Origin of the sequence: Acidovorax sp. (genome assembly GCF_046291265.1) — a bacterium.
Taxonomy (GTDB): Bacteria; Pseudomonadota; Gammaproteobacteria; order Burkholderiales; family Burkholderiaceae_C; genus Acidovorax.
Window position 1 is genome coordinate 32554 of sequence record NZ_JBKBTV010000025.1, and the last position, 19065, is coordinate 51618.

The 19065-nt window shown below is 58.8% G+C and carries 19 protein-coding genes; 9 read left to right on the forward strand and 10 right to left on the reverse strand.

Annotated elements, in window-relative coordinates:
* Nucleotides 1–42: 42 nt before the first annotated feature.
* The 5 genes from ACK41V_RS11705 to ACK41V_RS11725 form a co-directional block, all read right to left on the reverse strand.
* Nucleotides 43–1047: a TRAP transporter substrate-binding protein gene (locus ACK41V_RS11705; protein ID WP_409782342.1), complete on the reverse strand. Its 1005-nt coding sequence runs from the start codon at nucleotides 1045–1047 to the stop codon at nucleotides 43–45.
* A gap of 60 nt (nucleotides 1048–1107) precedes the next feature.
* Nucleotides 1108–2388 carry a TRAP transporter large permease gene (locus ACK41V_RS11710; protein WP_409782345.1) on the reverse strand — a complete coding sequence of 427 codons (1281 nt, stop codon included), beginning with the start codon at nucleotides 2386–2388 and terminating at the stop codon, nucleotides 1108–1110.
* Nucleotides 2389–2411: 23 nt separating this feature from the next.
* On the reverse strand, nucleotides 2412–3002 hold the full coding sequence (locus ACK41V_RS11715; RefSeq protein ID WP_409782348.1) for a TRAP transporter small permease: 591 nt from the start codon (nucleotides 3000–3002) through the stop codon (nucleotides 2412–2414).
* Nucleotides 3003–3203: 201 nt separating this feature from the next.
* A complete protein-coding gene (locus ACK41V_RS11720) occupies nucleotides 3204–3920 on the reverse strand; it encodes a TetR/AcrR family transcriptional regulator (protein WP_409782351.1) in 717 nt (238 codons plus the stop codon).
* Between the two features lie 86 nt (nucleotides 3921–4006).
* Nucleotides 4007–4621: a glutathione S-transferase N-terminal domain-containing protein gene (locus tag ACK41V_RS11725; RefSeq protein ID WP_409782354.1), complete on the reverse strand. Its 615-nt coding sequence runs from the start codon at nucleotides 4619–4621 to the stop codon at nucleotides 4007–4009.
* Nucleotides 4622–4738: 117 nt separating this feature from the next.
* On the opposite strand from ACK41V_RS11725, the gene purB reads away from it, so the two are divergent.
* The 3 genes from purB to ACK41V_RS11740 are packed head-to-tail and all read left to right on the forward strand — an operon-like array spanning nucleotide 4739 to nucleotide 8422.
* Nucleotides 4739–6118, forward strand: coding sequence for an adenylosuccinate lyase (purB, locus tag ACK41V_RS11730; protein ID WP_409782357.1), 1380 nt, complete (start codon nucleotides 4739–4741; stop codon nucleotides 6116–6118).
* A gap of 46 nt (nucleotides 6119–6164) precedes the next feature.
* Nucleotides 6165–7859 (forward strand): tetratricopeptide repeat protein, encoded by a 1695-nt coding sequence (locus tag ACK41V_RS11735; RefSeq protein WP_409782360.1) that lies wholly within the window; start codon nucleotides 6165–6167, stop codon nucleotides 7857–7859.
* Between the two features lie 2 nt (nucleotides 7860–7861).
* Nucleotides 7862–8422, forward strand: coding sequence for a YaeQ family protein (locus tag ACK41V_RS11740; RefSeq protein ID WP_409782363.1), 561 nt, complete (start codon nucleotides 7862–7864; stop codon nucleotides 8420–8422).
* 76 nt (nucleotides 8423–8498) lie between these two features.
* Here ACK41V_RS11740 and ACK41V_RS11745 read toward each other — a convergent pair whose 3' ends face one another.
* Both ACK41V_RS11745 and ACK41V_RS11750 read right to left on the reverse strand, forming a co-directional pair.
* Complete coding sequence (locus ACK41V_RS11745) at nucleotides 8499–8804, reverse strand: putative signal transducing protein (protein WP_409782422.1); 306 nt, start codon at nucleotides 8802–8804, stop codon at nucleotides 8499–8501.
* A 97-nt stretch (nucleotides 8805–8901) separates the two neighbouring features.
* Nucleotides 8902–9345: a DUF3717 domain-containing protein gene (locus tag ACK41V_RS11750; protein ID WP_409782366.1), complete on the reverse strand. Its 444-nt coding sequence runs from the start codon at nucleotides 9343–9345 to the stop codon at nucleotides 8902–8904.
* A gap of 522 nt (nucleotides 9346–9867) precedes the next feature.
* Here ACK41V_RS11750 and ACK41V_RS11755 point away from each other — a divergent pair.
* The 3 genes from ACK41V_RS11755 (at nucleotide 9868) to ACK41V_RS11765 (ending at nucleotide 11604) form a co-directional block, all read left to right on the forward strand.
* On the forward strand, nucleotides 9868–10596 hold the full coding sequence (locus ACK41V_RS11755; protein ID WP_409782369.1) for a TerC family protein: 729 nt from the start codon (nucleotides 9868–9870) through the stop codon (nucleotides 10594–10596).
* A gap of 105 nt (nucleotides 10597–10701) precedes the next feature.
* Entirely contained in the window at nucleotides 10702–11154 is a 453-nt protein-coding gene (locus ACK41V_RS11760) for a hypothetical protein (protein ID WP_409782372.1), read from the forward strand.
* 96 nt (nucleotides 11155–11250) lie between these two features.
* On the forward strand, nucleotides 11251–11604 hold the full coding sequence (locus tag ACK41V_RS11765; protein WP_409782375.1) for a phage holin family protein: 354 nt from the start codon (nucleotides 11251–11253) through the stop codon (nucleotides 11602–11604).
* Here ACK41V_RS11765 and ACK41V_RS11770 read toward each other — a convergent pair.
* Entirely contained in the window at nucleotides 11572–13104 is a 1533-nt protein-coding gene (locus ACK41V_RS11770) for a M48 family metalloprotease (RefSeq protein WP_409782378.1), read from the reverse strand. The two genes, ACK41V_RS11765 and ACK41V_RS11770, sit on opposite strands and share 33 nt — an antisense overlap.
* Before the next feature lie 11 nt (nucleotides 13105–13115).
* A complete protein-coding gene (gene tfpZ / locus ACK41V_RS11775; RefSeq protein ID WP_409782381.1) occupies nucleotides 13116–13874 on the reverse strand; it encodes a TfpX/TfpZ family type IV pilin accessory protein in 759 nt (252 codons plus the stop codon).
* Between the two features lie 66 nt (nucleotides 13875–13940).
* Between tfpZ and moaC the strand changes: the two genes are divergently transcribed.
* From moaC to ACK41V_RS11790, 3 genes are all read left to right on the forward strand, one after another.
* Nucleotides 13941–14429 (forward strand): cyclic pyranopterin monophosphate synthase MoaC, encoded by a 489-nt coding sequence (gene moaC / locus ACK41V_RS11780; protein ID WP_409782384.1) that lies wholly within the window; start codon nucleotides 13941–13943, stop codon nucleotides 14427–14429.
* Between the two features lie 174 nt (nucleotides 14430–14603).
* Entirely contained in the window at nucleotides 14604–14933 is a 330-nt protein-coding gene (locus ACK41V_RS11785; protein ID WP_409782387.1) for a hypothetical protein, read from the forward strand.
* The gene (locus ACK41V_RS11790) at nucleotides 14930–17218 is read left to right on the forward strand and encodes a tetratricopeptide repeat protein (protein ID WP_409782390.1); all 2289 of its coding nucleotides are present in this window, start codon (nucleotides 14930–14932) and stop codon (nucleotides 17216–17218) included. The genes ACK41V_RS11785 and ACK41V_RS11790 overlap by 4 nt, the downstream gene beginning before the upstream one ends.
* An 8-nt stretch (nucleotides 17219–17226) precedes the next feature.
* Here ACK41V_RS11790 and ACK41V_RS11795 read toward each other — a convergent pair whose 3' ends face one another.
* A complete protein-coding gene (locus ACK41V_RS11795; RefSeq protein WP_409782393.1) occupies nucleotides 17227–18981 on the reverse strand; it encodes a Wzy polymerase domain-containing protein in 1755 nt (584 codons plus the stop codon).
* Nucleotides 18982–19065: the final 84 nt, after the last annotated feature.

The window sequence follows — 19065 nt, forward strand, 5'->3', positions numbered from 1 at the left end:
GCGGTGTTGCCGTAAGGCAGCGCACGGGCTGCTGCGTCCAGATTACTTGCCGCCGCGCAGTTTGGCCAACGTGGCATAGACCTCTTGAACGGTCTCCGCACCGACCTTTTCACTGTGTTTTTCCACCACGGGCTTCACCTTGGCGCGCAGCTTGTCGACCTCTGCGGGAGAAAATTCGGTGACCTGCATGCCCGCCTTCTTGAGTTCTTCCAGCGCCACGTCAGCCTGCGAGCGCGAGACGCTGCGCTGGAAGGTGGTGGCCTCGGCCATGGCTTCGGTCACCGCCTTCTGGTCGGCGGGGTTCAGGCTGTCCCAGAACTTCTTGCTCAGGATGACGGCCTGGGGGTTGTACATGTGGCGCGTGATGGTCAGGTGCTTTTGCACCTCGGCGAATTTGGACGACAGGATCGTGGAGAACGGGTTCTCCTGACCGTCCACGGCTTTTTGCTCCATGGCGGTGTACAGCTCAGGGAAGGGCATGGGCACGGCGTTGGCGCCCAGTGCGTTGAACATGTCGATGTAGATCGGCGACTGAATCACGCGGATCTTCAGGCCCGCAATGTCTTCGGCCTTGGTGATGGGCTTCTTGCTGTTGGTGAGGTTGCGGAAACCCAGCTCCCAGTAGCCCAGGCCCACCAGGTTTTTGGATGCAAGCTTGTCGAGCAGCTTCTTGCCGAAGGGGCCGTCGGTCACTGCATCTGCTTCTTGCGGGGATGCGAACAGGAAGGGGAAGTCGTAGATGCCGAATTCCTTGGCCTGGGCCGAGAGGATGCCCGCGTTGAGCACGGTCATCTCCACCGTGCCGCCTTGCAGTGCCGACACAGTCTGCAGGTCACCCCCCAGTGTGCCGCCCGGGAAGAGCTTGACGGCGATGCGACCATTGGTCTTGGCGGCAACCAGGTCGGCGAACTTCTGCGCGCCCTGGGCTTGGGGGTGTTCCTTTTGGTTCTGGAACGCGAACTTGATGGTGCGCTCCTGCGCGTGGGCGGCAGGCAGCAGCGATGCGGCGACCAGGGCCGTGGCGAGCAGGGTTTTCATGAGTTTCATGGATGTCTCCTATGGTTGTTGGCGGGCAGAAAAAGGGGCAGCTGATACGGCTGAAGGGCGTCACCCTCCAAGCCAGCGCAGAGGCACGGTGACGAGCGAAGGGAACATCACCAGCAGGAACATCACCACAAACTGCGCCAGCATGAAAGGCAGGACGCCGCGCGTCACCTGCCCCATGGAGATCCGCCCAACCCCGGCCACCACATTGAGCACGGTGCCCACGGGTGGGGTGATGAGGCCGATGGAGTTGTTGATGATGAATAGCACGCCGAAGTAGACCGGGTCGATACCTGCGGCCTTGACCACCGGCATCAGCACCGGCGTCATGATGAGGATGGTGGGCGTCATGTCCATGGCTGTGCCGATCACCATGACCAGCACCATGATGGCCACGAGCAGCAGGGTGGGGTTGCCCATGAGGGGCTCCAGTAGGCTGATGACCTTGGAGGGCAGGTCGGCCACCGTGATGAGCCAGGCCGACACCATGGCCGCGGCCACCAGGAACATGATCACGGCGCTGGTGCGCGCGGCCACCTGAAAGATGCCAGCGAGTTGGCGCCACGAGAGTTCGCGGTACACCACCATCGAGACGACCAACGCGTACACCGCAGCCACCACCGCCGCCTCGGTGGGTGTGAAGACGCCCATGCGCAGGCCCACCAGGATGATGATGGGCAGGCCCAGCGCCCAGCCCGCTTCGCGTGCGGCAAAGGCCAGCTCGGCGCGCGTGGCACGCGGGGGCGGGGTGACGTTTTCGCGGCGGCCGAGCCACCACCAGGTGAGCGCCAGCGACAGGGCCAGCAGCATCCCGGGAAAGATGCCCGCGAGGAACAGCTTGCTGATGGACACATTGGCCGCCACGCCAAAGATCACAAAGCCGATGGACGGCGGAATGATGGGCCCAATGACCCCGGCCGAGGCGATGAGGCCCGCCGAGCGCTCCTTGTTGTGGCCCGCGACCACCATCATGGGCAGCAGCAGCGACGTCAGTGCCGCGGCATCGGCCACCGCCGAACCCGACACGGCCGACAGAATGACCGCCGCCATGATGACCACGTAGCCCAGGCCGCCGGGAATGTGGCCCACCAGGGCGAGGGCGAGTTTCACGATGCGGCGCGACAAGCCGCCCACATTCATGATCTCGCCCGCCAGCATGAAGAACGGCACCGCCAGCAGCGGAAAACTGTCGGCTCCATTGATCACGTTCTGCGCGAGGATCTGCGCATCAAACAGATCCAGGTGCCACATCAACGCCACGCCGCTGAGCAGCAGCGCATAGGCGATAGGGATGCCAATGGCCATGGCCACCAGCAGGGAGCCGAGGAAAATCGCGACGGTCATGGAGTGTTCCGGGCTGGTTGTCGTCAGGGCTTGTTCGCGCCGGGGGGGGTGTCGGACGCCGCTTTCACATCCCGCTGGATCTGCTCCAGCGCAGCGGCCTCTTCGCTCTCCTGCACCATGATCAGTTCGTGATCGGCCAGCGGGACAAACAGCGTGCGCAGCAGGTCGCGCAGCAAAATCACGATGGCCGAGGCGCCCATGAGCACACCGCTACCGTAGAAGATGCCGACCGAAGCGCCCGTCACGGGAGCCTCGGTTTCCCAGTTAATGACTGCCTGCGACCAACTGCCCGAAAGCAGCAGCCAGGACACGTACAGCATGGCGACCTGCGCGATCACAAGGCAGATCTTTTTGCCCAGTGTGGGCAGGCGGGAGACCAGAGCATCCACCCCCAGATGGCCATGTTCGCGCAGGGCGACCACGGCGCCCATGAAGGTCAGCCATACAAACAGCCAGCGAGAGAGTTCCTCGGAGACGGTGATGCCGGAATTGAACGCGTAGCGCAGCACCACATTGCCAAAGACCAGCACCACCATGATGGCGAGGCACAGGCCTGCCAAGACATCCAGCGCGCGGGTGTATGCCCGCAGCACGCGGTCGGCCAGTGCAAACATGGTGTCTCCGTTCTAGTGATTGATGCGCCGGAAATAATTTTGTACGAACTGGTTAGTATTTGATCTAGGTGCAAACCCTGAAGGGCGGTCAAGCGCGGAGGTTGGGAATGTGCACGTCTGCATCGCCGTAGCGGAACGCAGAGCAGTCGCCCGGGTTCGTGGCCCCCAAGCGGGTGTCCACGCCGTGTCGCGGGGCCCTGTTCAGGGCCGCAGAAAGCGCACGATCATCTCGATGATCGATTCCCGGCGCTGCGCGGTGGCGGCGGGGCTGTCGAGCGAGCGCTTGAAGATCGCGCCAAAGGTATGGCGGTTGGACACGTTGAAGAAACACAGTGCCGAGATCGACATGTGCAGATCCACCGGGTCTACATCCGGGCGAAACACGCCAGAGGCCACACCGCGCTCGTACACATTGCGGACCGCGTGAATGACGGGGATGTTGAGTTCCTGGATGGTGGTGGATTGGCTGATGAACTCGCCCCGGTGCATGTTTTCATTCATCACCAAGCGGATGAAGTCGGGGTTGGCAAGTTGGTAGTCCACCGTAAAACCCACCAGCGTACGCAACGCTTGCTCAGGCGCCAAGTCCTCCAGATGCAGTTCGGATTCAATGCGCCGGATGCGCCGGTAGGCATCCTCCAGCACCGCCACATACAGACCTTCCTTGCTACCAAAGTAGTAGTAGATCATGCGCTTGCTGGTGCTGGTCAGCGCTGCGATCTCGTCAATGCGGGCGCCCGCCAGGCCCTTGTCTGCAAACTCAGCCGTGGCCACCTGCAGGATGTTCGCCATGGTGCGGTCGGGGTCGTTCACCCGCACGCGGTCGGCACCGGGTGTGGCCGCTGCATCCCGGGCTGCGCGTTGTCGTGTGGCGCGCACACTGGCTGCCTTCGAAGGGTTTTGAACCATTTCGTTCATAAGCTCCGTAGCATACGGCAGGTCAAGGGGGCATCATCACCAGACTTTGCGGCAGCACCGGCCGCTTCTCACCCGCGGGGCGCAGGTCAGTACGGCTTGGTGTCTGCGAAACTTGCGCGCAGCGCCAGTTTGTCGAGCAGCTTGCCCAGGTTGGGGTACTCGTTGCGCCAGGCGATTTCGGGAAAACGAAACTCCAGCCAGCCCAGCGCGCAGCCCACAGCGATGTCGGACAGGCTCAGGTGGATGCCGCTGCAAAACGGCTTGTCGCCCAGGCCCTGGCTCATGGACTTGAGGCCGTCGTTCACCTTGATCAGCTGGCGGTCAATCCAGGCCTGGCTGCGCTCGCTGTCTTTGCGGTGGGCCCAGGTGGCTTCCAGCCGGGCCAAAATTCCAGCGTCCATCACGCCATCGGCCAGCGCTTCCCACGTCTTCACTTCGGCGCGTTCACGGCCTTGGCTCGGAATCAGCTTGCCAACTGGCGACAGCGTGTCCAGGTACTCCACGATCACGCGCGAGTCAAAAACGGCCTCGCCACCTTCCATCACCAGGCACGGCACCTTGCCCAGCGGGTTGGACGTGGCAATGGCGGTGTCGTCTGCCCAGACGTTTTCCTGTACGAACTGGTAGTCGAGCTTTTTTTCGGCCATCACGATCCGCACCTTGCGGACGTAAGGGCTGGTGATGGCTCCGATCAATTTCATGGTTTGTCTTCCAGTGCGCGGGGGTAGCTGAACAATTGACTTTGATTCTATCGGGAGCCGCCCAACCGAAGCTGACGCAGAAGGGGCACCTACACGCCACGCCTACAATGGCGCGCCATGAGCCTGTCCACCATTACCGCCCTGTCGCCGCTTGACGGCCGTTACGCCAGCAAACTTGCCGCCCTGCGCCCGATCATGAGCGAACACGGCTACATGCACCGCCGTGTGCAGGTCGAAGTGGCGTGGTTCATCGCGCTGTCCGACGCCGGTTTTGCCGAGTTCAAGCCTCTGACCACCGGTGCCCGCGCCTACCTGCTGGGCCTGATCAAGAACTTCTCCGAGTCCGACTCGGCGGCCATCAAAGAGATCGAAAAAACAACAAACCACGACGTGAAAGCCGTGGAGTACTGGATCAAGAGCAAGTTCGAAGCACGCCCCGAGCTGGAAAAAGCCTCCGAATTTGTGCACTTTGCCTGCACCAGCGAAGACATCAACAACACCAGCCACGCGCTGCAATTGCGCTCCGGCCGCGACCAGGTGGTGCTGCCTGGCCTCGACCGCATCGTGCTCAAACTGCGCGAAATGGCGCACGCCTACGCCGACGTGCCCATGCTCAGCCGCACCCACGGCCAGACGGCCAGCCCCACCACCGTGGGTAAGGAGATGGCCAACGTGGTCATGCGCCTGCAGACGGCCTGCGAACGCATCGCCGCCGTCAAGATCATGGGCAAGATGAACGGCGCCGTGGGCAACTACAACGCCCACCTGTCCGCCTGGCCCGATTTCGATTGGGAAGCCTTCAGCCAAAAGGTCATCGAAACGCCCGAACCCCTGGGCCTGGGCCTGACCTTCCAGCCCTATTCCATCCAGATCGAGCCACACGACTACATGGCCGAGCTGTTCGATGCTGTGGCGCGCGCCAACACCATCCTCATCGACCTGTCGCGCGACATCTGGGGCTATGTGAGCCTGGGGTACTTCAAGCAGCGCCTGAAGGCGGGTGAAATTGGCTCCAGCACCATGCCGCACAAAGTCAACCCGATCGACTTTGAAAACGCCGAAGGCAATCTGGGTCTGGCCAACGCGCTGCTCAAGCACCTGTCCGAAAAGCTGCCCATCAGCCGCTGGCAGCGTGACCTGACAGACAGCACCGTGCTGCGCAACATGGGCGTGGCGCTGGGCTATGCCGCGCTGTCTTATGCGTCGCTGCTGGCGGGCCTGAACAAGCTGGAGCTGAACGAAGAAGCGCTGGCCGAAGACCTGGACGCATCTTGGGAAGTGCTGGCCGAGCCCATCCAGACGGTGATGCGCCGCTTTGGTGTGCAAGGCGCGTACGAAAAGCTCAAGGAAGTCACCCGCGGCAAGACCGTGACGGCCGAGGCGCTGCACGGGCTGATCCGATCGCTGGAAATCCCGCAGGCCGAAAAAGACCGGCTGCTGGCGATGACACCGGGAAGCTACGTCGGCAAGGCCGCAGAACTGGCGCGCCGGGTTTAGTGGTGTCCGCAGTCGTGGAGACAGGCGTCACGATGCGAAGGTGCTCATGAAAATGCCCATTTTGCAAGTGCGCTGGTGGAGAGAATCCTCTTTTACTGTAGTTGTTGCTGTTGTCATCGCTGCGGTTGCTTCAGTGTTGTATTGGCCCTATCTCGAGAATCCGTTTGTTTTTGATGACGGCAATCTCTTTTTCTCATCGCGACTCACAACGGCTGCCATAGCGCCTTGGGAGTTGGTGACCCGATCCTTGCCGTATTTCACCCTTGGGTGGGTTCAAACACAGTTCGGAAACATGGAGGCGCATCGGCTAATTAGCCTGGTGCTCCATGCGTTGGTTGCTTGGCAGCTCTACCGGTTGCTGAAGCAAATGCTGGTGGTGGATTCAAATCCGTCACTGCCAGCGGAGATGGCCGAGAAACAGGCATCTGCTGTTGCCGCGCTGCTGGCCGTTCTGTTTGTGGCGCATCCGGTGGCTGTGTATGCGGCTGGTTACCTGATTCAGCGCACCACGGTGATGGCAACCCTGTGCTCGCTCGTCAGCTTGCGCTATTTACTCATGGCCTTGCAGGAAGGTAGTTTGGTGCGCGCATTGCGCGCTGCGTTGATGTCATCTTTGGCAATGTTGTGCAAAGAGCATTCAGTGACGGTCCCCTTTGCCGCGTTGTCGCTTGTTTTGCTTTTGGGCCGTATCGACGGACGGACGGTGTCCGTCTGTGCGACGTTTCTCTGTGCTAATTTGCCTGCAATCGCGCTGGTATTCAGCGTCGGAATGGGGTTCGTGGGGCAGCCCTACGAGCCTAGGCTGAGTGATCTTGCAGGGGAAATCTATGGCCTTCCTGCATTCAGCGGTGCGGGTGAGCAGTGGCTGTTTTCGGCCTACACGCAGGCCCAACTCTATTTTCACTATTGGTTTCAGTGGCTCCTGCCCTCAACTGCCCGCATGTCCGCAGATTTGCGAGTCGATTTCTTGGAGCCTTGGACCCATGTGCGTGCCTGGCTGCAACTGGCTTTTTTCGCAGTTGTTCCACTTGTGGCCGCAATACTGGCACTTTGGAAGGGTAAATACCGCTTGGTTGCATTTAGCCTCGTATTCAGTGCCTTATTGTTTCTGGTTGAGTTTAGTCTTGTACGCTTTCAGGAGCCCTATGTGCTGTATCGAAGCTATATCTGGGCAATTGGGTATGCTGCGTTGCTCGCTGCTCTTGTGAAGCATTTTTCGTGGCAATGGCTTATTGCCATTTTTATTCTGATGACTCCCTTTCTGTTTATACAGTCTCGAGATCGTCTTGAGAGTTTTTCCTCACGGGCGGCACTTTGGGAAGACGCTGCCGCGAAGTTGCCTAAACCTGAAGTTGCTGGAGCAAGTCGCATATTTTTTAACCGTGGCAATGAGCGGTTCCAGCAAGGCAATGCTGATGGGGCGTTGGCAGATATCAGCAAAGCGATTGAATTAAACCCCAAGAACTCTAGTTATTACATCGCACGGGCTACTACATTGACTCGCACAGGTCGTCCTGCGGAGGCGCTTTCTGATCTGGATATCGCTGAGCGAATGTTGCTCCAAGATGAGCCGCGAATTTGGTTCGAGCGATTCCGCGCACTTTACGTGTTGAAAAATCCTGCTGCCGAAGATGCATTGCAAACCGCAGCACGTCTGGGCAGTTTCTCTGCACGATATGTCATTGAAAAACGTCGAAGTAAGACGGCAGATGTAGAAGTATTACTCGAAGGAACCCGCTGAGAATGGCGATCAAATCAACAATATTCAAAGCGAACCTCCAGATCGCCGACATTGACCACGGCTACTACGCTGACCACGCGCTCACGCTGGCCCGCCACCCGAGCGAGACCGACGAACGCATGATGATCCGGCTGACCGCGCTGGCCATTGCCGCGCACCAGCTCAACGATCTGTGCAATGGCGACGCCACGCTGGCGTTTGGCGCAGGCCTGTCGGACCCGGACGATCCGGATGCGTCACTCACCGACTTCACCGGTCGCCGACGCGTGTGGATCGAAGTGGGCCAGCCTGAAGACAAACCGCTCACCAAAGCCTGCAGCAAGGCCGATTCGGTGCTGGTCTATTGCTTTAACCACGCGGCCGAGATCTGGTGGAAGGGCATCGAGACCAAGCTGTCGCGGCTGGAGAAGCTGCAGGTGTGGCGCATTCCGACCGAGGCCTCCCAAGCGCTGGCGCAACTGGCAGAACGCAGCATGCAGCTGCAGGCCACGGTGCAAGAAGGCGCCATCACGCTGAGCAGCACCCAGGGCAGCGTGCATGTGGAGCCCGTGCGTTGGAAGTGACTGAAAATATTGGTAAAAACAGGCTCTAACGCTTTACTGGTAATCGCTACCAGCTATCAAAACAATAGTTTCAGGTTCAATCGCGTGGCATGAGCGTGCCACATTGCCAACACTGCTCAAAACCACCTTCTACGGTTTCGCCGCACTGGCACACCCAGTGGCGCTGTGGCAGGTCTTGCAGGTCCTGCAGCAAGGCCCGGGCGCGGGTGGCGTGTTCGTCATGGTCCAGCCAGATCTCGGGCAGGCATTGGTCCGGTGGCAGGTGTCCGGCAGCGGCCCCCAGGTACTGGCGCTGCACCGAGGCCGTCATGCCCGCCTCACACAACAGATCCGCCCACAGCGTGGCAATCGCGATGTTGGGGGCTTGGGTCAGGCGCAGCATGGACTTCACCATAGCGGTTTGAGGCTGGCGCGTACAGGCCTATCAACCCTGCGGCACGGCAAACCTCTGTCGTTCCATCGTGTGGACGGCTGCAGGCTCAGGGTGAGGTCGTATCCGAAGCCGGTCCGGCGGAGGGGCCCTCTGCTGCGCGCTCCGCGTAGCGGTTGAAGCGCCAGGCGGAATGCTCCAGCGTGATGCGGCGCCACACGGAGCGCTTTTCTGCCGGAGACATTCCAGGCCAGAACTGAACTTCGTCAAAGGTGCGGCCACACCCCTTGCACAGATCGTCGCCCTGGCTGGTGGAGCAGATGGCGATACACGGCGTATCGGGCGTGGAGTCGTACCACACGCGCCAGGCGGCCAGGGCTTCGGGCGGAAAGCTGCGTTCATCCGCCTCATCCTCGTGCCAATAGACCATCAACGCATAGACCTCGGCGAGCGCGCGCAACGCGGGCGCCAGGGTGATGCCATCGGGCGACGGAGCGCGGCTGCGCCAGTGGTTGATGGCAGCTTCGATGTCGGTGATGTGGATGGCGGCCATGGGACGGGATTGCGCGAGGGGGCTGGATCATAGCCGCCAGCCGGGGGCACGCCAGCGGTGTTGTTATCGGCGCGGCGTGCGTTGGCAATGGCAGCTTTGATCCTGTCCCAGCCCAGGGATTGGCTGCCGTCGATCAATCTGCAGGGTGGCGTACGCACTTTCCACAATCGCCCCGCACTTGCGCGCCCGCGCTGGCAATGTTCCAATCGCTGCTTCGAAGGGGAGTAGCTCCCGACGTGCTTCTCTTCCATGCAAGCCATGGCAAATGGGCGGCACGGCATCGGCACCGTCGTCAATACGAAGCACAGCTTCCGGCGGTCCGGGTTCAGCGCACACAGCGGCGCTGGGCCGAGCAAGACCTTTGATGGGCCCGTTGTGGGCTGATCAAGGCCGTCCTTCACTTGTCTCAGCCCTTGTGCGGCACGCCCTTGATCTGCTTACTGCAAAACCCTATCCCTGGGACGGACTCGGCGCTACAGTGGCGGCCAACCCGTCCCTTTGCCCATTGATACTGAGGAATTTATGGACTTTTTGTCTTCGCCTGCGTTCTGGCTTGCACTCGGCCAGATCATCATCATCGACATCCTGCTGGGTGGCGACAACGCGGTGGTCATTGCACTGGCCTGCCGCAAATTGCCTCCCGCCCAGCGCGCCAAGGGCATTATTTGGGGCACCGCGGGTGCCATCATCCTGCGCGTGATCCTGATCGCCTTTGCGATGACGTTGTTGGCACTGCCGTTCCTCAAGTTTGTCGGCGCCATCCTGCTGGTGTGGATTGGTGTGAAGCTGCTGGCACCGGACGATGAGGGCCACGGCGAAATGGAAACCAGCGACAAGCTGTTTGCTGCCATCAAGACCATCATCGTGGCCGACCTGGTAATGAGCGTGGACAACGTGATCGCCATCGCGGGCGCCGCGCAGAACGCCGGTGACCACCAGATGCTGCTGGTGGTGCTGGGCCTGTTGATCTCGATCCCGATCATCGTGTGGGGTAGCCAGCTGGTCATCAAGCTGATGGACCGGTTTCCGTTCATCATCATCCTGGGCGGCATGCTGCTGGGCTGGATTGCTGGCGGCATGCTGGTCACCGACCCCGTGTTCGCTAACCCCGACAAGTGGCAGTGGATGTTCAAGATTGCGCAGACCGACGTGATCCGCTACGGTGCCAGCGCCGCAGGTGCGCTGCTGGTGTTTGTGATTGGCAAGGCCATCCTGGCCCGCCGCGCCGCTGCGGCCCCTGCGCAGGGCTGATCGAGCACCTGAAATCGCCAGCAACTGGCGAACTGGCTGACGAACGGGCTGATACAAAGGGGGCATGTTGCCCCCTTTGTTGCTGGCCCCTCATCTGGAGGTGGTATGGACAGAGTCATTGTGTATGTGGACGACGCAGCCTATGCGCAGCAGATACTCGCCCCCTTGCTGGCCCGCGAGGCCGCGGCCGACACGCGCTGGGTTTTGGTGGCGTGCGCGCCGCGCATGACGCACCGCATCAGCAAATGGGTGAGCCACAGCGCCCGTGAGAACTGGCGCGCCAAGTGGGCCGACAAGCTGTTTGCCCAGATCGTCCCGATGCTGCCCCTGTCTGGCTCCCGCGTCACCACTTTGGTGGCGAAAGGCCCCTTGACTGAGTTGACCGACCAATTGCAGGCGGAAGAAGCGGTCGCCGCGCAGGTGCTGGACGCGCGCCGTCCCAAGATGGATGTCCTGCAAGAACCTGCCGTGGCCAAGCCTCGGTGGTCGTCGTTGCCCGGCACGCTGGGCAGCTTGTTGACAGGCTGTGGCGCGTTGTGGATGTTGGCGATCGAGTAGTCCGCAGGTAGCGGTTCAAGATCGCTCAAAGGGGCAACTTGCCGCGCAAGCCGCGGCCGTCATGGTCCAGGCTCAGCCCGGTGCTATTCTCCCGCCATGAAAATTCTTATCAAATGGTTGCTCAGCGCCGCAGCGCTGCTGTTTGTGGCTTATGTCTACAGCGGCGTCGAAGTGCAGAGTTTCACTTCGGCGTTGATCGCGGCTTTTGTCATCGGCCTGTTCAACGTGGTGCTGCGGCCGGTGCTGGTGTTGCTGACACTTCCCGTCACCATCGTCACCCTGGGTCTGTTCCTGTTTGTGATCAATGCCCTGATGTTCTGGGCTGCGGCCACAGTGCTGAGCGGGTTCCAGGTCAGCGGTTTTATCGCGGCGCTGGTGGGCTCGCTGATTTACACCGTGCTGGGTGTGCTGATCGAATCAGCGCTCGGCGGTCTGTTCTCGAAGAAGTAGCTCCACGGCACGCAGCCGCGTGTCGATGATGGACGCCTCAATGTGGTCTGCCGCCGCGCCTCCGCGGCGCGCCACGTCCTGGCCCGCCTTGAATCGGTCTACTGCCGCGGCATAGTCGTACCGGGCCGCGTGGGCCTCGGCCTCCGCACGTATCGCTCGCAGCGGCTGGTTCTGCGCTTGCCAGGCAGTCGCCAGCCATTGCCAGGCGGCAGCATCCCGGGCGTGCGTGGCCACCCAGGTTTGTAGTGCGCCGGTTCCTTGAGCCACACGCCCAGTGCGCAGCAAGGCCTGCGTCCGCAATCCCAGCTCGGGCCTGCGTGTCGTAGCGTTCCCAGCGGGCAAGGCGCTCAGCGCGGCATCCGCATCCCCCGCCGCCAGCTCAATCTCTGCGTGCAGCAGCTGCGCCAATCTGTGCGCTGCCGCATCCTGCAACACCAATTCATCCAGTTTCTTGGCTGCGATGCGAGCGCCTGGCGCATCTCGCAACTGGCTGCTTCCCAACGCGGCTGCGTACAGCGCCGCCGCGCGACGGGCAACCGGTTGACCCGCAAAGCCCGTGCTTTGGGGCTCGGCAACCCACTGGCGAAGCGCATCGACCCCTGGGTTGGACAACACACGTGCCCGTGCCGCGACCATGGCATGCTCCAGCATGGCGCTGGTCGCCGACGTGGCGGCGGGCGTGCCGGGAGCAATACGCGATTGCATGTCCGCCATCCGCTCAGTCGTCAGCGGATGGCTGCGCAGATACGGCCATGAGCCGTTGTCGTTCAGGCGGTTGGCCCGCTGCAGCTTGTCGAACATGGATACAAAACCCTGCGTCGCAAACCCCGCAGGCGCCATAAGCCCATAGCCGATGCGGTCTGCCTCCCGCTCCATCTCGCGGGAGAAATTGAGCTGGTTCTGCATGGCCAAAGCCTGCCCGCCCACAACGAGCGCCTGAGTCGCTCCCGGGTTCTTGCTGGCCGCCAGCGCGCCCAGAATCATGGCGCCCAGCAAGAGAGGAGTCTGCTTGCTCTGCTGGGTGATGAGGCGTGAAATGTGGCGCTGTGTAACGTGGCTCAGCTCATGAGCCAGCACCGACGCGAGTTCGTCCCTTGTGGTGACTACCCCGATAAGACCCAGGTGCACACCCAGGTACCCGCCTGGCAGGGCAAACGCATTGACGGTTCTGTCGCGACCCAGCAGGATCTCCCACGCAAACCGTTCGTCCAGCTCTGGCGACAACTCTCCCCGATTCCGCGCTGCAGACATTAGCGGTTGCCAGATGCTCTGTACGTACTCTGACAGCACTGGATCATCAATATAGTCGGGATCGCGGTAGAGTTCGCGAATGATGCGGTCGCCAAGGCGACGTTCGGCGCTGGTGGTGAGATCACTTCCATCTCCCAAGGTAGGGAGTGTGGTTTGCGCATTGGCTGATGCACCGCAGGTCAGCAAATTAGCTCCCAAAATGAGAGCTAGTAGTGCTCTTGATATGGGCGCTAGGCCTCTGTAGAGCATGAAAATTTGTACTAAAAAGAGTCGATAGGAAGGAACCCCAAGGGTGCTGCCGTGGTCGCATCCAGCAACACGGTCCACGCGTTGTCACGCCCTACCAAAGGTAGGTAGCGTAGCTGGGTAACCGGCTTGCCTGTCCCTTCAATCGCGCGATCAATCAATGCGGTCTGGTTAGCAAACCGCATATGCAGGTCAGAAGCTGGCTTGGATTCCTTGAGGATGTCCTCCGTACTGCTGGCATAGGGCTGCCAGAGGTCGCTTCGGGCAGAGAGCGAATGGCCACCAATTGCTGCCATCGTTGCGTCAAATTGCTCTGCAGGGTTCTTAAAAGGCCTTAGCGCAATAATTGTGGGACCAGCAACAGGGAGCTTTTGCAGCGATGCTGGGGCTTTAGTCAGCAGCCCTGCGTCAATATCGATGGCGTGGACTACGCTCATACGGCTGTACTCAAAAACCAGATGTACTGGGCGGGCAACGAATACGGTCCACAAGCCGTAGCTGAGAGCGGCCACCTGCAGCAAGCCCACGACAGTAAAGTCCATCACCAGCTCTCGCCGGGGTTTGGCCCTGTTGAAGATGATCAACGTGATCAGGGGTCCCATGATGACGTCCACACCCGCCACCAACATAAAAAGCGTTCGTCCACCCGATATTTCTCGGTAGGGGTATGGATACCATAATCCAAAAACAAGAGCCGCAGCCAGAGCCGCAATGCAAAGGCTGATACCCAGGTGAATGCCACTGGCGCGTAAGCGCCTTTTCCAGTTCTGCATGGTCTTATGATGCCTTCGTCTGATGAATGTTCAATGAGCGATTGCCGCCAACCGTGTTTTTACCGCATGTCCGCACTTACCCACTTTGATGCCCAAGGCCAGGCCCACATGGTCGATGTGGCTGCAAAACCCTCGACTCACCGTATCGCCATTGCCTGTGGGCGCATCGAGATGCAAGCACAGACGCTGGCATTGATTGAAGCAGGAAATGCTAAAAAGGGCGATGTATTGGGCATCGCACGCATAGCTGGTATTCAGGCAGCCAAAAAGACCAGTGATCTAATTCCGCTGTGTCACCCCCTCGCATTGACCCGCGTTGCTATCGAATTTGAAGCTGCTAGCGCTCGCCAATCAAGCGCTATCGGTATATTTTGTACCGCAATCGTAGAAACGGTGGCCCCTACCGGCGTCGAGATGGAGGCCCTCACCGCTGTGCAGATCGCTCTCCTCACCATTTACGACATGTGTAAGGCCGTGGATCGGGGGATGGTTATCCACGACGTTCGTGTGGTGGAAAAGCATGGGGGCAAGTCAGGGAGCTTTGTCGGGCTTTAAGGAGAATCTACCGCAAAGCTAATTTTTACTAAAAAATTCAGGGCTACTCGTTCTAGTAGAAAAGCGCAGCGACTTACACCTGCCCTTTCTTGAGACCAAGACGCGACATTCACGGTCAAAGTTCTCTGGTAGCGAGCTTCGTAAAGTTTGTAGTTATGCACGGGATGCGCTTCAATGTTTGGTGATTTTTTTAATACCTCTCACGTCCATACCTTTGCAGTTCTCGTGGTGCGAGAGTTGGTAAAAGGACTGCCTGCGCAGCAATTAGACGCGCAGTCCAAGCAAGCAGAGAAGGCTCGTACCCGCATCGATGACAAGATCCGGAACCATGCGCGGCAGCTTGTCGATAGCCACCGGTTGAACATTTATCAAAAGGCCAAGTTGGGGAGTCGACTGCAGGATGGTCTTCTGGAGGCTGGTTACCCCGAAAGCTTCAGTAAGTCGTTTGCATATGACGTTGTCAGGCTCGTAGCACTCGCGTCGGCGCAGACGCACCCAAAATGATGCTCGCGTGGCTCAAGAAAAAATGGGCTTCTCCCCATAGTGCAGATTCATCAGCCGCAGCTGAGGCGAGAATCGCCTCCGAGCGCGTACCGGTGCCGGTGGGGCCTTTGGCCTTGTACTTGGCAGGGCAGGTCGCCGCTGCTGAGGAAGCGACATTAGCGCAACTGGCCATTGAACCGGACCATGCCGATGGCCTTTTGGTGCAAGGCCTGATCGCCCTGGACCGGGGGCACAAGGCTGATAGCTTGCGTGTTTTGGAGCGAGCGGCATCCTTGCACCCTTCTAACGCGGAGATACAGGTCGCTTTCGGGCAGGCGCTGCTCATTGCAGGTCGTGGCAAGGCATCTGCCGCAGCCTTTCACCGGGCTCTTGCAGTGGTTCCAGGTCACGCGATGGCCAATTTGAATCTCGCCAAACTATCGCTTGCCAGTGGGCAAGAGGACGATGGCATGAAACTACTGCAGTCGGCGGTGACCCGCGATCCTTCTTTAGCGGAAGCGCAGTTTCACCTAGGCAACTTGCTGCGTGTTCGCGGCGATCTGGATCCGGCAGAAAAGCATTATCGCAACGCTGTTTCGTTGCGTCCTGACTATGTAGATGCTCTGGTCAATCTGGGTAGCCTCATGAAAGACCGGGGCCGCAATGAGGAGGCTGTCAGGCATCTGGAACACGCCCTGCGGCTGAAACCGGATATCGCCGAGGCCGCGTTCAATCTGGCAATGATTCGTGTGAACCAGAGGATGTGGGGAGAGGCCAGCCACTGGCTTCAAAACACGCTTGCCACAGACCCCAAGCAGGCAGATGCGCAGTATTGGTTGGGCAATGCATCAATGGGGCTTGGCGACGCAGTTACAGCACGAAAAGCCTACCAGGCAGCCCTTCGGATCAATGGCAACTACGTGCAGGCCCGATGGGGCCATGCCATGGCTCAGTTACCTGCCGTTCCGCAGTCTGAGGACGAGCAAAACAATGCCGCAGGGGCGTTTGGGAAAGAGCTGGACAAGTTAAAGACCTGGTTTCGGGTTCATCGCCCTTCGGATGCTTACAAGGCGGTTGGTGCACAGCAACCCTATTATCTGGCTTATATTTCGCAGGACCATCGTGCCGTATTGTCCCAGTATGGTGAGTTGTGCACTTCTCTTATGGGAACATGGGCGCGTAAGGTGGGAGTGCCGACACCCATCCGAAATATGGGGTCCAAATGCAAAATCGGTATTGTGTCGGCGCATATTCATGAGCATTCTGTCTGGCGTGCCATTGTGCGAGGGTGGGTGGAGCACCTCGATCCCACTGAGTTTGAGATTCATATTTTTCATACAGGCACTGGACGAGATGCTCAGACCGAAATGGCGGCGCGAAGGGCGACCCGTTTTTATTATGCTGAAGGAGATTGGGTCGCATGGGCCAAGGTGATTTCAGACGCTCGCCTGGATGTCTTGGCGTATCCAGAGATTGGCATGGACTCAACGACTGTGCGGTTGGCCTCTTTGCGATTGGCGCCAGTACAGCTTGCCAGCTGGGGGCATCCCATTACCACCGGTTTGCCGACTATGGATGTATTCGTGAGCGCCAAGGCTTTGGAGCCTGAGGGTGCTGACGCAAACTACACAGAGGAACTTGTTGAGTTGCCGGGCATTGGATGCTGCTATCACCCATTCGCACTGACACCTGCCCCCATTGATCTCACGCAATGGGGTATTGGCAACACTGATCGGATTTTATTGTGCGCCGGCACGCCTTTTAAATATCCACCGCAAAATGATGCATTGTGGGTCGATATTGCAAAATGCTGCCAACCTTGCAAACTGGTTTTCTTTCGCGCAACACCTGAGACTCTGAGCGCGTTACTCGAAGCGCGTCTCCGTGAAAAATTTGTGGAGGCCGGCCTCGATTTCGATGCGCATGTGCGGTTTATTCCTTGGCTACCGCAGGCAAACTTTTTTGCCTTGTTGGACCGAGCTGATGTTTATCTTGATAGTGTCGGATTTTCCGGATTTAACACCGCAATGCAAGCGATCGAGCGGTGTACGCCCATCGTGGCATGGGATGGGCAGTTTATGCGTGGCAGATTTGCAAGCGGTATCCTGCGGCAACTGGGACTTGATGAGTGGATTGCCAGTTCAATGGATGATTACGCAGCACTGGTTGAAAGGCTATGTTCAAGCAGTGCACGCCGAGACAGCGTGAGACAACAAATCATTACGCGCCGATCTCGTCTTTTTAGCGATCCCCAAGCGGTCGCTGCCTTTGCACAAAAGGTGACTTCACTGGGGAGAGGGATATAAATCCTCAATCAACGGCTTGTGCTGTAGCTTGGGAAAGGTAGGTTTGCTAATTCTGGGTGCTCACTATTTCCAAGCTCCTCCCAATGAGATTTGGCACTGATGCACACGTGCTCAGTTTGCATCGAACACATCTTTTGCAGCGTTATCAGGGCATTTTCAGGCTGATGGTTGAGAGCTTGAGCCAGCGCATACTTGAACATAGGGGCTGCATACGCAAATCGCTCTGATACGCGGCGCATAGTGTCTAGCTCATCGACTGACATGCCCGGTTGAGCCTGGCTGCGAGAGAAGCGTAAAAATTGTTGAAGCCCAGTAAGAACTAGTGCCGGAGGCTGGTTGTCCTCGACTTCAAGATTCCCGATGCGAGCTTCTTGAAACCGCAACAGACTCCAATCTTCTTCGATCGGAAAGTACTCGACGACCACTAAAACCGTCGCCGCAGACATCAAGCCACCGATGGCCAATAGTCCAACTCTTGTCGCGCTGGGGCTTACCGTGCATTTTGTTAGTCGCGTTGGAGGATTATTTGAAGTGGACAGCGCACCTATGAAAAACCCAACGGGCAATAAAAAGTAAGCGTAGTTCAAGGGGTACTCCACCATGGCATGGTTAAAGACCATTGCCACTCCAATAAGCGTGGCCCATCTCATCGCATTGTTGCAATGACGCGCTTGGTCCCAGAACCAAGCCCCGATTCCTACCAAAACCAATAGCGCTATTGGCAGTCCATTCCAAAGCGCAAGGTCTATAAACAGGTTGTGAGCACTTTCGAACAAAGCGTAAGTGGCTGTGTGGTCGAGTGTGACCGCCACTTGGGCAATGCTGACTTGCCCCCAACCGTAGCCAAGCCACGGTGCTCGGCCGATGGCATCCAGCATGGAGAGCCAGAATATCTTACGAATTCCGATGGAGCCCATTCTCTCTAAAGCCGTATTGTTGGCTGAATTGAGGAGCAGCCAATCGCTCAGCAATGGCCATAGCCATGTCATCAAAAAGTAAAACCCAACACCCGCCGCTATCGCCGCTGGTGTTGTTCGTAGTTTGCATCGGCGACGCATCAACGCATATGCTGGCAGCAGCCAAAGCAGAGCCATAAGGACCGTCCTCGATCCAGTCATCACCAAGGCCCACAAAAGTAGGAACGCGGCCGCCATTGCGAAATGTGAGCGCAGTCGGCGGGACTCCCACAAAAACAAAAGGCCCGAGATACCGAGTAGCAGCAAGGTGGCCAACTGATTCGGTTGGGCCAGATTGGCAAAGGGGCGGCTTTGTGGCGGTATTTCAGCCATGTAGATGCCTTGGTAGCTCGGGATGAGCCATTGGTGAAAAGCCAACCCTGCCGAGCACAACGCTGCTGTTAGTAGTGCAAGCCACAGCATCTCATTGGCACTCAGATCGCGCGCTGCATGGCTGTTTCCTGATTGACTTGGAGCACCGTCGAGCGCGTGGGGCCGAGAACACAAAGCACCTGAATAAATAGTCAGTCCAAACCCCAGCAGATAGAGGCTGGACATCCATCCATCAGTGGCGAAATAGATTTGCCCACCTGCTAGCTGCAAGAGGGGAACCAGAGCTAATACAGCTGCTCCCATCGCCATTCTGGGAATTGGGGCAACTCGGGTACATGCCCAAGCCAGCAATGGCGCGAAGGCTAATGCTGCCGCCAATTCTTGGTGAAAACTGAGCCAAGGTGAATAGTGGTTGGGTATCAGATAACTTAGACACAATACCGCTGCAACCCACATTAGCAATTTTTCTTTCACCAGATCCCTCATTCTCAAAAAGTGACATTCAAAAAAAAACGGTGCGCCATGAAGCGCACCGTTTTAATAGAGCCTTCTGCCAGT

Coding starts and splice junctions, on each gene's coding strand:
- ACK41V_RS11705 (WP_409782342.1), bottom strand. CDS start 1,047: ATGAAACTCATGAAAACCCTGCTCGCCACGGCCCTGGTCGCCGCATCG.
- ACK41V_RS11710 (WP_409782345.1), bottom strand. CDS start 2,388: ATGACCGTCGCGATTTTCCTCGGCTCCCTGCTGGTGGCCATGGCCATT.
- ACK41V_RS11715 (WP_409782348.1), bottom strand. CDS start 3,002: ATGTTTGCACTGGCCGACCGCGTGCTGCGGGCATACACCCGCGCGCTG.
- ACK41V_RS11720 (WP_409782351.1), bottom strand. CDS start 3,920: ATGAACGAAATGGTTCAAAACCCTTCGAAGGCAGCCAGTGTGCGCGCC.
- ACK41V_RS11725 (WP_409782354.1), bottom strand. CDS start 4,621: ATGAAATTGATCGGAGCCATCACCAGCCCTTACGTCCGCAAGGTGCGG.
- purB (WP_409782357.1), top strand. CDS start 4,739: ATGAGCCTGTCCACCATTACCGCCCTGTCGCCGCTTGACGGCCGTTAC.
- ACK41V_RS11735 (WP_409782360.1), top strand. CDS start 6,165: ATGAAAATGCCCATTTTGCAAGTGCGCTGGTGGAGAGAATCCTCTTTT.
- ACK41V_RS11740 (WP_409782363.1), top strand. CDS start 7,862: ATGGCGATCAAATCAACAATATTCAAAGCGAACCTCCAGATCGCCGAC.
- ACK41V_RS11745 (WP_409782422.1), bottom strand. CDS start 8,804: ATGCTGCGCCTGACCCAAGCCCCCAACATCGCGATTGCCACGCTGTGG.
- ACK41V_RS11750 (WP_409782366.1), bottom strand. CDS start 9,345: ATGGCCGCCATCCACATCACCGACATCGAAGCTGCCATCAACCACTGG.
- ACK41V_RS11755 (WP_409782369.1), top strand. CDS start 9,868: ATGGACTTTTTGTCTTCGCCTGCGTTCTGGCTTGCACTCGGCCAGATC.
- ACK41V_RS11760 (WP_409782372.1), top strand. CDS start 10,702: ATGGACAGAGTCATTGTGTATGTGGACGACGCAGCCTATGCGCAGCAG.
- ACK41V_RS11765 (WP_409782375.1), top strand. CDS start 11,251: ATGAAAATTCTTATCAAATGGTTGCTCAGCGCCGCAGCGCTGCTGTTT.
- ACK41V_RS11770 (WP_409782378.1), bottom strand. CDS start 13,104: ATGCTCTACAGAGGCCTAGCGCCCATATCAAGAGCACTACTAGCTCTC.
- tfpZ (WP_409782381.1), bottom strand. CDS start 13,874: ATGCAGAACTGGAAAAGGCGCTTACGCGCCAGTGGCATTCACCTGGGT.
- moaC (WP_409782384.1), top strand. CDS start 13,941: ATGTCCGCACTTACCCACTTTGATGCCCAAGGCCAGGCCCACATGGTC.
- ACK41V_RS11785 (WP_409782387.1), top strand. CDS start 14,604: ATGTTTGGTGATTTTTTTAATACCTCTCACGTCCATACCTTTGCAGTT.
- ACK41V_RS11790 (WP_409782390.1), top strand. CDS start 14,930: ATGATGCTCGCGTGGCTCAAGAAAAAATGGGCTTCTCCCCATAGTGCA.